11 protein-coding genes are annotated in these 14511 nt (G+C 48.9%); 9 read left to right on the plus strand and 2 right to left on the minus strand.

Going from position 1 to position 14511, the window contains the following annotated elements:
- Positions 1-180 precede the first annotated feature (180 nt).
- Positions 181-951: a superoxide dismutase gene (locus L0U89_RS00005; protein WP_234859641.1), complete on the minus strand. Its 771-nt coding sequence runs from the start codon at positions 949-951 to the stop codon at positions 181-183.
- Between the two features lie 182 nt (positions 952-1133).
- Between L0U89_RS00005 and dapF the strand changes: the two genes are divergently transcribed.
- The 8 genes from dapF (at position 1134) to L0U89_RS00045 (ending at position 10367) form a co-directional block, all read left to right on the plus strand.
- Positions 1134-1910 carry a diaminopimelate epimerase gene (gene dapF, locus L0U89_RS00010; protein ID WP_234859642.1) on the plus strand — a complete coding sequence of 259 codons (777 nt, stop codon included), beginning with the start codon at positions 1134-1136 and terminating at the stop codon, positions 1908-1910.
- 144 nt (positions 1911-2054) lie between these two features.
- A complete protein-coding gene (gene secA, locus L0U89_RS00015; protein WP_234859643.1) occupies positions 2055-5435 on the plus strand; it encodes a preprotein translocase subunit SecA in 3381 nt (1126 codons plus the stop codon).
- Positions 5436-5445: 10 nt separating this feature from the next.
- Positions 5446-5991, plus strand: a complete 546-nt coding sequence (locus tag L0U89_RS00020; protein WP_234859644.1) for a hypothetical protein — start codon at positions 5446-5448, stop codon at positions 5989-5991.
- Positions 5978-7165: a M20 metallopeptidase family protein gene (locus tag L0U89_RS00025; RefSeq protein WP_234859645.1), complete on the plus strand. Its 1188-nt coding sequence runs from the start codon at positions 5978-5980 to the stop codon at positions 7163-7165. The genes L0U89_RS00020 and L0U89_RS00025 overlap by 14 nt, the downstream gene beginning before the upstream one ends.
- A gap of 33 nt (positions 7166-7198) precedes the next feature.
- Positions 7199-7978 (plus strand): S1/P1 nuclease, encoded by a 780-nt coding sequence (locus L0U89_RS00030; protein ID WP_234859646.1) that lies wholly within the window; start codon positions 7199-7201, stop codon positions 7976-7978.
- Between the two features lie 12 nt (positions 7979-7990).
- Complete coding sequence (locus L0U89_RS00035; RefSeq protein WP_234859647.1) at positions 7991-8845, plus strand: histidinol-phosphatase; 855 nt, start codon at positions 7991-7993, stop codon at positions 8843-8845.
- Between the two features lie 131 nt (positions 8846-8976).
- The gene (locus tag L0U89_RS00040; RefSeq protein ID WP_234859648.1) at positions 8977-9789 is read left to right on the plus strand and encodes a mechanosensitive ion channel family protein; all 813 of its coding nucleotides are present in this window, start codon (positions 8977-8979) and stop codon (positions 9787-9789) included.
- Between the two features lie 137 nt (positions 9790-9926).
- Entirely contained in the window at positions 9927-10367 is a 441-nt protein-coding gene (locus L0U89_RS00045; RefSeq protein ID WP_234859649.1) for a hypothetical protein, read from the plus strand.
- Positions 10368-10377: 10 nt separating this feature from the next.
- On the opposite strand, the gene L0U89_RS00050 is transcribed toward L0U89_RS00045, so the two are convergent.
- Positions 10378-12192 carry a serine hydrolase gene (locus tag L0U89_RS00050; protein WP_234859650.1) on the minus strand — a complete coding sequence of 605 codons (1815 nt, stop codon included), beginning with the start codon at positions 12190-12192 and terminating at the stop codon, positions 10378-10380.
- A gap of 204 nt (positions 12193-12396) precedes the next feature.
- On the opposite strand from L0U89_RS00050, the gene recG reads away from it, so the two are divergent.
- Complete coding sequence (recG, locus tag L0U89_RS00055) at positions 12397-14490, plus strand: ATP-dependent DNA helicase RecG (RefSeq protein WP_234859651.1); 2094 nt, start codon at positions 12397-12399, stop codon at positions 14488-14490.
- Positions 14491-14511: the final 21 nt, after the last annotated feature.

Raw genomic sequence — 14511 nt, forward strand, 5'->3', positions numbered from 1 at the left:
CCAGTTCCTGAACCTTAATCTTCTTGAATTCCTCAGAAAAACACCTGTGTCTCCTGATCTCCAATTTTGATGCTCGCTTTTTCATACGGTTGACGTTTTTTTGTCAACCTATATCAGGCATGCACACCTCGTACTTTGTACTTCGTACTTGGTACATCGTACATCCAACCCTCGTACTTCCTACTTCACTGCCATCTTATATCTCTCCGCCACCGCGTTCCAATCCACGAGATTCCAAAATGCCGTGATGTAGTCGGGCCTTCTGTTTTGGTATTTGAGGTAGTAGGCATGTTCCCATACGTCCAAGCCCAATATCGGCGTGCCCTTCACGTCGGCCACGTCCATCAGGGGATTGTCTTGGTTGGGTGTAGAGCTCACGACCAGCTTCTTGTTGGCATCGACAGAAAGCCATGCCCATCCTGAACCGAAGCGGGCTTTGGCTGCATCTTCAAACTTTGTCTTGAATGCCGCGAATGAACCGAAATCAGCAGCAATGGCCTTTGCCAAGTCCCCTGTGGGCTCGCCACCACCTTTGGGCGACATGATTTTCCAAAACAACTCGTGGTTGTAATGACCGCCCCCATTGTTCCGCATCTTGACGGAGTATTTGGAAATGTTCTTCATCACGTCCTCCAAAGGCTTGCTGGTATCCACCTTTTCGTCGCGCGCTGCATCTTTCAGGTTGTTGGCGTAGGCTGCGGCATGCTTGGTATAATGAATTTCCATGGTCATGGCATCTATATGCGGCTCAAGGGCATTGTAGGCATATGCCAAAGGCGTCTGCGCAAATCCCGTTTGGGCAAGGAACTTCGGACTTCTCCTTGGCTGATTGGCAATAGCAGAAACCGATGGAAGTCCAATCAATCCCGCACCTATCCCCAAAGCCAAGGTAGCCTTGGCGCCTTGGTCCAAAAATTTCCTTCTATTCGGGTCAAAAGATTTCTTTTTCATGGATTTGTAGTTCTTGTGTTTAAAATGGAAAGAGGCTCAAGTTAACCAAATCGTCCACATTATGAAACGGAAAGTCGGACAGAACGTCCTATTTCCTGACAACTTGGTTATGTTTGCAGAACAGTCAAATTGTTGGTTTGGTTTTTGAAAAAAGAAAAATCCTGCCGCAACAAGGTTTTCACATGGAAATTACTTTCTACAAATACCAAGGAACCGGAAACGATTTTGTCATGATCGACGATCGGTCCGAAGCCTTCCCCGAAAGGGATCTTGCCTTGGTGCAGCGCCTCTGCGACCGGAGGTTTGGCATCGGCGCGGACGGGCTGATCCTGATCCGAAACAAGCAAGACTACGACTTCGAAATGATATATTACAATGCTGACGGCTCGCAAAGCATGTGCGGCAATGGGGCGCGCTGTGCGGTTGCTTTCTCGAAATTTCTTGGGATCATCGATCAGCGTACTTCCTTTTGGGCCATCGATGGCGCCCATGATGCGCGCATGGCCGGAGATTGGGTGGAATTGGGCATGCGGGACGTCCTTAGCCTCAGCAATACAGGTGTCGATTTCTTTGTCAACACAGGCTCTCCGCACCATGTCCGCTATGTCGAGAATGTGGCGGATTATCCTGTGTTTGAAGAAGGCAGGAAAATCCGGTACGCCAGTGAGTATGCCCCGGGTGGCACCAATGTCAATTTCATCACACCGCTTTTGGGAGGCGAGCTGTTTGTCAGGACCTACGAACGGGGTGTGGAAAACGAGACACTTTCCTGTGGAACGGGCGTGACTGCCTGCGCCTTGGTCTATGGCTTCCAAAACCAACTCAATGAAGTCAACATCAAAACCCCCGGGGGAAATCTCCGTGTGAGATTTACAAAAGCGGCGGACGGGAGCTTCACTGATATCCTGCTGATCGGTCCTGCAGAGCAAGTGTTTGAGGGGAAAATCAGCGTGCAGTGATCAGTTGGCAGTTTTCTTAGATTGAATGCAGTATTTAACTCCAGGTTTTCCAGTCAGGATTTGATAGACGGGAAGCCGGGATTCGATTCCTAATTATTCATAAAAAGGGCGTAATTTTAGGCCCGCATTAGCTAGACAGAAATTATGTTAGAATTTGTCGCCAAGGGATTGGCAAAAATATTCGGAACCAAGTCGGAAAGAGATGTCAAGGAATTCAGTCCAAAAGTAGCTTTGATCAATCAGGCTTTCGAGAAACTCAAAAGTCTGAATGACGAGCAACTAAGGGCAAAAACAGCCGAAATCAAGGCTATCATCGACGCGGACCTCAAGTCAATCGACGAGAAAATTGCAGGCATCCGCGCACAGATTGCTGCCCTTGCACCGGAGAAGGTCCATGAAAAGGATGCCCTTTTCACAGAAATAGACAAAACGGAAAAATCCAGAGACGAGGCTTTGGAACTCGCACTTGACAAAGTGATGGTGGATGCCTTTGCCATTGTCAAGGAAACGGCAAGGAGGTTCAAGGAAAACGGCAAATTGGTGGTCAAGGCAACCTTGCGTGACCGCGAACTCGCTGCCAAAAAACCAAATATCGAGATCCAGGGAGAAGATGCCATTTGGCACAACAAGTGGATCGCCGCCGGCAATGAAGTGGTATGGGACATGGTCCACTACGACGTACAGCTTATCGGTGGTATGGTACTCCACAAGGGAAAAATCGCCGAGATGGCGACAGGTGAGGGTAAAACACTCGTTTCCACACTGCCAGCCTACCTCAATGCGCTTTCAGGCCGCGGTGTCCATATCGTCACCGTCAACGATTACCTCGCCAAAAGGGACTCCGAATGGAACGCCCCGCTTTTTGAGTTCCATGGCCTTACTGTCGACTGTATCGACAAGTACCCGCCAAACTCCGATCTCCGCAGGAAAGCTTATGCCTCCGATATCGTCTATGGTACCAACAACGAGTTTGGCTTCGATTACCTCCGGGACAATATGGCCCGTGACGCCAATGACCTTGTACAAGGTAAGCACCACTACGCGATGATTGACGAAGTGGACTCGGTTCTGATTGATGATGCGCGGACGCCTTTGATCATTTCCGGTCCGGTTCCCCGTGGCGACCAACACGAGTTTATGGACATGAAGCCAAGGGTTTCGACCTTGGTCGACGAACAGCGCAAGCTCGTTCAGGGCTACCTCAACACCGCCAAGAAACTCATCCAGGAAGGCAATGAAAAAGAGGCAGGTTTGCCGCTTTTCCGCGCTTACCGCGGTATGCCGAAATACAAGCCATTGATCAAGTACCTTTCCGAGCCTGGCATCAAGGTCATTCTCCAAAAAACAGAGAACTATTACCTCCAAGACAACAAGCGGATGATGCCTGAGGCTGACCAACCCTTGTTGTTTACCATTGACGAAAAAACAAACACCGTCGAGCTTACCGACAACGGCATCGAGGTCATCACCCAGAAAAACGAGAATCCCAACTTCTTCATCCTGCCGGATATCGGTACTGTGGTGGCCGAGTTGGAAAAAGATACCACCATCGATGATACCGAAAAGCTGATCCGCAAAGAGGAAATTATCAAAGACTATGGCGTCAAGGCGCAGCGTATCCATACGGTCAACCAATTGTTGAAGGCTTATTGCATGTTTGAGAAGGACACTGAGTACATCATTGTGGATGGAAAAGTGAAAATCGTCGACGAACAGACAGGCCGGGTGATGGAGGGAAGAAGGTATTCCGATGGTCTCCACCAAGCGATCGAAGCGAAGGAAAACGTTAAAGTCGAAGACGCGACCCAGACCTATGCGACGATTACCTTACAGAACTACTTTAGAATGTACCACAAACTTGCCGGTATGACCGGTACCGCAGAGACCGAAGCGGGTGAGTTTTGGACGATTTACAAGTTGGACGTGGTGGTCATCCCAACCAATAGGCCCATCATCAGAAAGGACAAGGAAGACAAAGTCTACAAAACCGTCCGCGAGAAGTTCAACGCCGTCGCTGACGAAATCAAGGAACTGACGGATGCCGGCAGACCAGTACTAGTAGGTACGACTTCGGTTGAAATATCGGAAGTACTCAGCCGAATGCTAACGTTGAGGAAGATTCCGCATCAAGTATTGAACGCCAAGCAGCATGCCCGTGAAGCCGATATCGTAGCCGAAGCGGGTAAGGCAGGGACGGTCACCATCGCCACCAACATGGCTGGTCGTGGTACGGATATCAAGTTGACGCCCGAATCCAGAAAAGCAGGTGGATTGGCGATTATCGGTACGGAAAGACACGAATCCAGACGTGTGGACAGGCAGCTGAGAGGTCGTTCCGGTCGTCAAGGAGACGTAGGTTCCTCACAGTTCTTTGTTTCCTTGGAAGACAACCTGATGCGTTTGTTTGGCTCCGATAGGATAGCCAAGTTGATGGATAGGATGGGATTGGAAGAGGGCGAAGTGATCCAGCACTCCATGATTACCAAGTCCATCGAACGTGCCCAAAAGAAAGTCGAAGAAAACAACTTCGGTGTCAGGAAGCGTCTCTTGGAGTACGATGACGTGATGAACTCCCAAAGGGAAGTCGTGTACCGCCGTCGTAGAAATGCCCTCAAGGGTGAGCGACTCGAGCTCGACATCCTCAATGTCATGTACGATGTCGCCTTTGACCTGGTCACCATGGGCAAGTCCACCTTGGATGCCGACAACCTCAGGGTCAATATTTACAGTTCCTTGGGTATCGACCATCCATTCACGGAGGATGAATTGAAAACCAAAGAGGCCAACGTGCTGACGCAGCAGTTGTTTGACGCGGCCTATGCGCATTATACCAACAAGAACCAGCGAATCCTCCAAAAAGCGCTCCCTGTACTCAGGGATGTGTATACCCAAAGAGGCGCTACGGTAAAAGAGATCATGGTACCCATTACCGATAATTTCAAGCAAATCGGCGTGGTGATCAACCTCGAATCCACCGTCCAAAACGAAGGCAGGGACTTGATCCGGGCGATTGAGAAGAATGTGACTTTGGCGATTATTGACCAGAACTGGAAGGAACACCTTCGCGATATGGACGACCTGAAGCAGTCGGTTCAAAATGCCGTCTATGAGCAGAAGGATCCGCTGTTGATCTACAAATTCGAAGCCTTCGAGATGTTTAAGCGCTTTGTAGGCAAGCTCAATGAGGACACGATTTCATTCATTTCCAAGGCAGATCTGCCTGCCCAAGATCCAAGCCAAGTAAAGGCAGCGCAGGCACCGAGAAGGGAAGAGCCCAAAATCCAGACTTCCAAGGAAGAAGTCCACAGCACTCTCAATCCAGGTGCAGCAAGGCAGGCGGCAGCCGCGGTCGCAAACAGGACTGCGCCTCCGCAAATCGTGGCACCAAGAAAATCTGAACGCTCATATGGACGCAACGACAAAGTGTCGGTACAGTATCCGGATGGCAAGGTTCTCAAGGACGTGAAGTTTAAAAGCGTCGAGCAAGATGTAGCTGCCGGCAAATGCGTTGTCCTCGAACATTAACAAAAACATCATGAAAGGACCACTTCTTCTATCTTTCATAGCCGTAATTTTATTGGGTTCCTGCAGCCTGCTCAAAAAGCCCGCAGCAACCGCCAATGAGTTTGGTTCCTATTCGGAAAGTTTGGATGAAACGCGAATCACATTTCCTGATTTGGAAGAGCAGCTTGCCAAGGACGTGGAGGAAGAGGTGAAGCCGAGTGGTTCTTTGGCGGTGGATGAGGAATTGGGAATTGCTTTGGATCGCTTGAAGCAAACCAACGAAGCGGAGATGTATTGGAGCGGATTCACGGTTTTGGTATTCAGTGGAGTGGACAGGGATTTGGCATTCAAGACCAGAAACGAGCTTTTCACCTATTTCCCCGAATTCAAGACCGACATGCAATACCAACAGCCCCGCTACTTAATTAAAGTCGGGAAGTTTGCCAACCGGATCGAAGCCCTGTCATTTTACCACCAACTCAAACCCCAATTCCCTTCGGCCAGAATTATCCAGGATAGGTTTGTGAGAGAGGGATATGTTCTACCAGAAGTCAAGCCAATCGATGGTAATCAATAGAATCAAAACCATAGCCCGGCAAATCAAGCAGGAGACGATTGAGTCTAGAAGACACTTACACGCTCACCCTGAGCTTTCATTCCAAGAACATCAGACGGTAGCATTTGTAGAGAAAAAGCTTCGCGCCTTTGGTATCAATCAATTGGAAAAAAAGGCTGAAACCGGTTTGGTGGCCTTGGTCGAGGGAAAAAACCCCGGGAAAAAGACCGTCGCGCTTCGGGCCGACATGGACGCACTTCCCATCATTGAACAAAACGAGGTTCCCTACAAATCCCAAAATCATGGGGTCATGCATGCCTGTGGGCATGATGTGCACACGGCCTCCTTGTTGGGTGCGGCGAAAATCCTTCATGAAATCCGGGATGAATTTGAGGGAACCGTGAAACTCATTTTTCAACCCGGAGAGGAATTGATCCCGGGTGGTGCTTCGCTCATGATCAAAGACAAAGCCTTGGAAAACCCCAAACCCTCGGGTATCATCGGACAGCACGTCATGCCGATGATTCCTGTTGGCAAAGTTGGCTTTAGAAAGGGCATGTACATGGCAAGCGCCGATGAATTGTACATTACGGTAAAGGGAAAAGGTGGACACGGTGCGATGCCAGAGACTTTGGTCGATCCTGTATTGATCGCCTCGCATATGATTGTGGCCCTGCAGCAAGTCGTCAGCAGAAATGCCTCCCCCAAGATCCCTTCTGTGTTGTCCTTTGGCCGCGTCGAAGCGCTCGGTGCTACCAATATCATTCCCAACGAGGTAAAAATCCAAGGCACTTTCCGTACCCTCAATGAAGACTGGCGGGCCAAAGCGCACCAACACATGCTACAAATTGCCCATGGCATTGTGGAAGGCATGGGTGGACAGCTCGATTTCGAAATCCGAAAGGGCTATCCTTTTCTCAAAAATGCCGATGCCTTGACGGAAAAAGCCCAGCAGGCAGCGATCGATTATTTGGGAGAAGACAATGTTTTGGACCTGGACATCTGGATGGCCGCGGAGGATTTTGCCTACTATACCCAAGAAATTGACGGCTGCTTCTACCGCCTCGGCACACGGAACGAATCCAAAGGAATTACCTCCGGAGTACATACGCCGACTTTCGATATCGATGAGGAAGCCTTGGAAATCGGCTCGGGCTTGATGGCCTTCATTGCCGTAAATGAACTCAAAAATTGATGCCTATCTCCTTTTCAAAAAGAAAGAAACACAATGCTCCTTAAAATCAAACAAATCGGATTCACCCTGTTACTGGTGCTCGGCCTTCAGATCAATTCCTTTGCCTGGGGACCTATCGGACACTATGTGATCGGGAAATTGGCGGAATGGCAAATGAAGCCAAAGACCGTGAAAAAAGTGGAGGCCGTCCTGCAGCAGGAGTCCATTTCCGGCGTCGGGGTATGGATGGACAATATCCGCTCGGACAGGAAATATGACTATACCAACACCTGGCATTGGGTCACTACAGCGGATGGAAACTATGATCCTGCGATTCAGGAACCGGCGGGAGATGCCTACAGTGCATTTTTGAAAATCAAGGAGACACTCAAAAAAGGTGGTCTAAGCCCTGAGGAAGAAAGAGACCAACTCCGCATGCTGATCCATATCGTCGGTGATTTGCACCAGCCATTCCACGTAGGCAAGCCGGGAGACCGTGGCGGAAACGACGTCAAGGTGACTTTTTTCAACAAAGAGACCAACATCCACGCGATTTGGGATTCTGACCTGATCGAGGGCAAAAAGATGAGCTACACCGAAATCGCCACAGAACTCCAAAAACGCATCACCCCAGCCAAAATTTCCCAATACCAATCCGCAGGTCCGCCGGAATGGCTGAAGGAAGCCGCAGCAATGAGGCCCGACATGTATGATATTCCAGAAAATGGGCGGATAGGGTATGAGTACATTTACAAGCACTACCACCACGTCGAGGAGCGACTCACTGCGGCGGGCATTCGTCTGGCGCAGGTTTTGGAAGAAATTTACGGTTAGAATCCCACACTTATGCCTTGGACCAATTACCACCACCACTGCAAATACTGCGACGGCGTGGGGGAATTGGAAGAACATGTGCAGGAGGCCATCAGGCAAAACATAGGGAGCCTAGGCTTCACTTCCCACAGTCCGGTGCCGTTTGATACGACGTGGTCGATGAAGGAAGCGGATTTTGCTGCGTATCTCCGGGATTTGGAAGCGGTAAAGTCCAAGTATTCGGACCGCATCGAAATCTACAAGGGACTGGAAGTAGACTTTTTGGAAAAGTGGCCGCGGCAAATCAAATCATGGACAGATAGGGGCAAACTGGATTTTACGGTCGGTTCAGTCCATTTCGTCAAGGAATTTGATGATGGCAAACCTTGGGAAATTGACGGCACCCTCGAGCTGTTCCAAAAAGGCCTCAGGGAGATTTTTGAAGGCAATGTCCAAAAGGCAATCAGTTCTTATTTTGCCCTGACCTGCCAAATGCTGGAGAGAGACAAGCCCACCATCCTTGGGCATGTGGATAAAATCAAGATGCACAACAGCAAGTTTCCATTTTTTAATGAAGCTGATCGATGGTATCGCGACAGACTTACGGAAACGCTTCAGCTGGCGAAGAAATCCGACGTTATCGTCGAAGTCAATACCCGAGGAATCTATAAAAAGCGCACTTCAGAGCCCTATCCCGGAATCATTGGCCTGAAAATCATGCGGGAATTGGATATCCCTGTTTGCCTCAATTCAGACGCCCACCACCCTTCGGAGATCACCAAGGAATTTGAACAGACCGTCAAGCTTCTATTGGAAATTGGATTCCGTGAACTCATGGTTCTGAAGCAAGGCCAATGGTGCTTTGTTCCGCTGAAAGGCCTTGTATGATAGGTTCTTCAAAAGGTTGCTAATTTTTAGCCAATAATTACAGGAGGCCTCCTAACACATGATTTTGTGTTGAAAATTCTTCATAAATTACAAGAATCAAAATTCAACCAAACACGCTAGATATTTTTAATATGGAAGAAGCATCAGGTTTCTTACAGAAGTTTTTGGAATGGGCGGAAGTTTTCGGTCCAAAGTTGATTGGAGCCATTATCGTTTTCGTAGTGGGTCTTTATATTGTCAATTACCTCTCCGGAATGGTTTCAAAAGTCCTCAACAAGCGGGGAATTGACGTCTCATTACAATCATTTTTCAGCAGTCTTGTCGGTGTCGGTCTTAAGGTGCTTTTGCTGATTTCCGTGGCGGGCATGTTGGGCATTCAGACCACCTCCTTTATTGCTGTGATTGGTGCCCTGGGTTTGGCGGTTGGCCTGGCACTGCAGGGTTCTTTGGCAAATTTTGCCGGAGGTGTGCTGATTTTGGTCTTCAAGCCCTTTAAGGTCGGAGACTTGATTGAATCAAACGGGCAAACCGGCGTGGTCACCGAGATTCAGATTTTCAACACCGTGCTACTTACCGCCGAAAACAAAACCGTAATCTTGGCCAACGGTGCGGTTTCCAACAATACAATTGTCAACTTCACCCGTCACGGAAACCTTCGCGTGGACATCACCATGGCTGTGGCACCGGACGCCGACTTGACGGCAGCGAAATCAGTAGCATTGAAAGTCCTGGAGGACCACGAATTTGTCTTGAAGGATCCGGCACCGAGCGTCAATGTCTTGAAGATCGCGGACGGCATGGTAACCTTGGCAATCAGGCCCTACGCAAGCCCAGACCATTATTGGGACGTGTTTTTCTCCATACAGGAACGAGTCAGGGACGCCTTTGCCAACAACAAAATCGCCGGACCTGTACCGACGAGGGTCATCATCAATAAGACTTAGTAGCGTATTTCTTTTGTCCAAGCTTGTTTTAGTTTAAAAACAGGCTTGGATTGTTGCATTTTTTAATTTTCATCATGTAATTCACGAAAAAATAGGGATTTAAAAATCTGAAAATCACCCATTTCCCTCAGAGACGTATGCAAATCAGAAAAGGGCTTTTTTCGATTAGAATGGTCATGGCATATCTGTGCCTTCTTTTTCTACCCGTCATCGCCTACAGCCAAACTGCCCCCGCAGGTATGGCTAAAATCAAGATGGGGCCTACTGAGGATTTTGAAATGTTCTACGCCCAGTTTTTCGCAGACAGTACTTTCCAAGCTTCTCGAATCTATTTTCCCCTCCAAGGTTCCTATATGAAGGGCAGCGACGAATTCCGCTGGAAAGACGACGAATGGACCATGCTAAAAACGCCTAAGGACAGTCTCGACCTGTCCATATACAAATCAAAACGCAAGCAAAAATCCTACACCGTAGACGAGAAGGCCTGGTCCAAAAAGGAGGGCATGCTTTGGGACAGAAGATTCGCACTTCTGGGAAACCGATGGTTTTTGGTCTACGCTTTTGAGCGGCTTGAGTAGGGATTTGCTGTTATTTTTTCTTTGCCCTGAAGGTGCCGTTGGGTTGGACAAACATGGCTTCTTGCGGTGTTCCAGCCTCATTTACCACAAATTCTACTTTGAATCCTTCCAGGTTTTTGATCAGAAACTTGTTTTCTTCGACCGCTACGAGTTCATATTCGGGCTGTCCGGGCACGGTCAAGTATAGAATCGGATTTCCCCCCTTGAGGTAGAATTTGGCCACCATCCCAGCCAATTCATATTCCCCTGCCAGTTTTTCCAAATCCGCTTTCTCCATCGCCATCGCTTTTGGTGTCCGCTTGAATTCGATTGGATCCGTAGTGGGTTCGAATTTGACAATGAGGGACGCAATTTCCCCTTGGTCATTGGTTCGGAAGTTGAAGAAAAGAGGGATGGCTTGGGTCGTATCGGGCTTGCCATCCGCAAACTGGTAGGGCGCAAAGATATCGTAATGGTGATGCCTGAGCCATATTTTCCTCGTTTTCATCTGCGCAAAAAGCGAGTCGTTTTTGGTATAAACGTCCATCTTCCCATAGCCAGGGTTTTCATAATCACCCGTAAATTCCACCAATAGATGAGATGGTTTGGTGCCTTTCTTTTGGCTGGAGGTTTTGGTGGCCAAGGCTTCCTTTTCGGCCGCTTTTGCTTTGTCCGCCCGGTCTTTGTAGTATTTGTTCCAGTCGGTTTTCGACTCCTTCAGCATCCGGTCCGATATGATATTACGGACTAGATTGGGAATGACGGATCCGTTTTGATTGGCCAATACGACAATACCGACACTATCGGTTGGGAAGAAACTGACATTCGCGGAAAAGCCGTCGATATTGCCGCCATGGTCCACGCGATAATGGCCCTTGTAGGAAGATACAAACCATCCATAGCCATAGTTGCCGAATTGGATATCGGGAAACTCAGCGTCAGGAATATCCGAATTGATGATCATTCGCGAGCCCATGGCCTCTTTGACGTAGGATTCAGGAAGGATTTGCTTTCCTTGGAACTTACCTCCGTTGATCCACGTGATCGCCCAGTTTGACATTTCCGTCACGCTACTGTTGATACTTCCGGCAGGGCCCATCGCGGCGATATCGTAGTAGTCCATCTTCTTGATGATGCTGTCACTTAGGACTTGATAGCCAAATGCCGCGTCCTTTCCATTCTTTAGCCCATCTATGACCGTAGTGGATGTAGTCATATTCAAGGGCGTAAAAAAGTGCTCCTTGATGTTCTCATCCCAAGATTTCCCGGTGATCTTCTCCGTAATCACTCCCTGTGCCAAAAACATGAAGTTGTTGTAGTACCACCTTTCCCGCACCTTGGCGAAAGGCTCTTGGTCTGCAATCCGCTGAATCAGGCTGTCCCTGGAATTGCTTGGAAACAGATACCAACTGAAATCATGCCTTGGAAGACCCGTGCTATGGGTCATTAGTTCCTTGATCGTGATGAGGTTGTTCATCTCATTTGTCTTGAACTTCAGTTCGGGAATATATTTTATTGGACTCTCTCCAAATTCAAGTTTCTTCTGTTCCCGCAGTATTCCCAACAGACTCGAAGTAAAGGCCTTGGAGCTTGACCCAATCGCAAAAAGTGTATTCTGCGTTACGGGTAGTCTGTTTTCATAATCCCGGTATCCAAAGCCCTTGGCATAAACAATCTTGTCCTTTTCCACCACAGCCACGGCAAAGCCGGCAGCTTTCCAGGTTTCGAGCAGGACTTGCAGTTCCGCATCCAATCCCTTCAGCCGTGTATCTTCGATGGGCTTGCGCTGGGCGAAGGCTACATGAAAAGAGAGAAAAGCAATGATGGTAAGGAGATGGGCTTTCATTTGGCGTTGGTTTTGGTAGACCATCAATTTACCTGCTTTTTGGCAAAAAAAGATTGAAATCTACTTTTTATCTCTGACAACTAACATCGCCATGTGTGTCCTTCGGAGGAAAACTCGAGGCTTCGAAAATGATGAACCGAAATACCAAAAAAATAGCTTATCAAATCTTCCCTTGTTAATTTGCCTTTTCAAAAAGCAAATTAATTGTCCACGTTTTTCGATACCAGAATTGAGTTTATCCGGGGCGTGGGGCCCCAAAAGGCTGCTTTGATCAACAAGGAGCTCAATATTTTTACCTATGGGGAAATGCTCCAACACTACCCTTTCCGCTACGAGGACCGCACCAAGTTCTACAAAATCCGGGAAATCAACGAGGATTTGGAAAACGTACAACTCATCGCGAAAATCCGCAAAATCGAAACTATCGGGGATGGCAGGAGAAAACGACTCGTCGCCACTATCGAGGACGAAACCGGGGAAATGGAGCTGACTTGGTTCCAAGGATTGCAGTGGGTGGTCAAAAAACTCGTCCCAGGTGTGCCGATGGTCTTTTATGGGAAACCCAACAGATATGGCCGGAAAATGAGCATCGCCCATCCCGAGATGGAACCGCTGAGTTCGCTTCAAGAACAAAGAAGCTTCTTCCAGCCCGTATACAATACCACCGAAAAGCTGCGCGCCAAGTTACTCGACTCACGGGGCATTTCCAAAATCATGGAAGTCCTGGTCCCTGCATCGCTGCCCCAAATCCAGGAAACGCTTCCCCCCGAAATCATCCAGCGGTTCAACCTGCTCGACAAAAAGGCTGCGATCCAACAAATCCATTTCCCATCGGGGCTGGAGCAGTTGAAACGGGCGCGGTTCAGGCTGAAGTTTGAGGAGTTTTTTTTCCTCCAACTGCGTCTGCTAAAGCTGAAGCTTACCCGCACAGAGAAGTCGCAGGGTCAGATACTGGGACAAACGGAATTGGTGAACATATTTTACAAGGAGCATCTGCCCTTTGAACTGACGGGTGCACAGAAACGGGTCATTCGGGAGGCTTTTACGGATATGAAATCCGGCAAACAGATGAACCGACTGATCCAGGGCGACGTGGGCAGCGGCAAGACGATGGTGGCGTTTATCTGTATGCTGATCGCGATCAGTTCGGGTGCACAAACCTGCCTGATGGCACCGACGGAGATTTTGGCCAACCAGCACTTCGAAGGCCTAAAACCTTACGCCAAATTGATGGGTCTTCGCATCGCGCTCCTGACCGGATCTACCAAGAAGTCCGAGCGGAAAATCATCCATGAACTGCTCCTGCAGGGTGAATTGCCCATTTTGATCGGAACGCATGCGCTGTTGGAAGATATAGTCCAGTTCAAAAACCTCGGCCTTGCGATTGTCGATGAACAGCATCGCTTTGGGGTAGCGCAGCGGGCAAAGCTTTGGGCGAAGAACGAGCGCTTTTGGCCGCATGTATTGGTGATGACGGCGACGCCGATTCCGCGAACCTTGGCCATGACGCTCTACGGGGATTTGGATATTTCGGTCATTGATGAGTTACCGGCGGGAAGGAAACCGATCGAGACCGTGCATCGGTATGACAAGGACCGCTTGAAGGTTTTTGGTTTTATGCGCCAGCAGATACTGGCGGGCAGGCAAGTCTACGTGGTCTATCCCCTCATCGAGGAGTCGGAGGTCATGGACCTCAAAAATCTTATGGATGGCTACGAGAGTATTTGTCGGGCTTTTCCGGAATTTCCCGTCAGTATCATCCACGGCAATATGAAGGCGGCGGATAAGGATTTCGAAATGCAGCGATTTGTAAAGGGCGAAACCAAAATCATGGTGGCTACCACGGTGATCGAAGTCGGTGTGAACGTGCCCAACGCCTCGGTGATGATCATCGAAAATGCCGAGCGTTTCGGTCTTTCGCAACTCCATCAGCTTCGTGGTAGGGTAGGTCGGGGCGCAGATCAAAGTTATTGCATCCTGATGTCAAAGTATGAATTGTCCAAAGACAGCCGTCTTCGCTTGGACACAATGGTTCGTACCAACAACGGATTTGAGATTGCCGACGTGGACCTGCGGCTGCGTGGTCCCGGTGACTTGATGGGTACACAGCAAAGTGGGTTGACGGATTTGCTGATCGCAGACCTCAGCAAGGATGCCCCGATACTTACCATGGCGCGGGATGCCGCGCAAAATCTCCTCCAGGAAGACCCGCTTTTTGAAAAACCGGAAAATGCGATGGTGCTCCGCCAAATCCAAGTGCAACGAAAACACGAAATGAACTGGAGCAGGATTTCTTAGGGTTTCAGGACAGATTGTAAA

The organism is Mariniradius sediminis, assembly GCF_021491425.1.
GTDB lineage: Bacteria > Bacteroidota > Bacteroidia > Cytophagales > Cyclobacteriaceae > Mariniradius > Mariniradius saccharolyticus.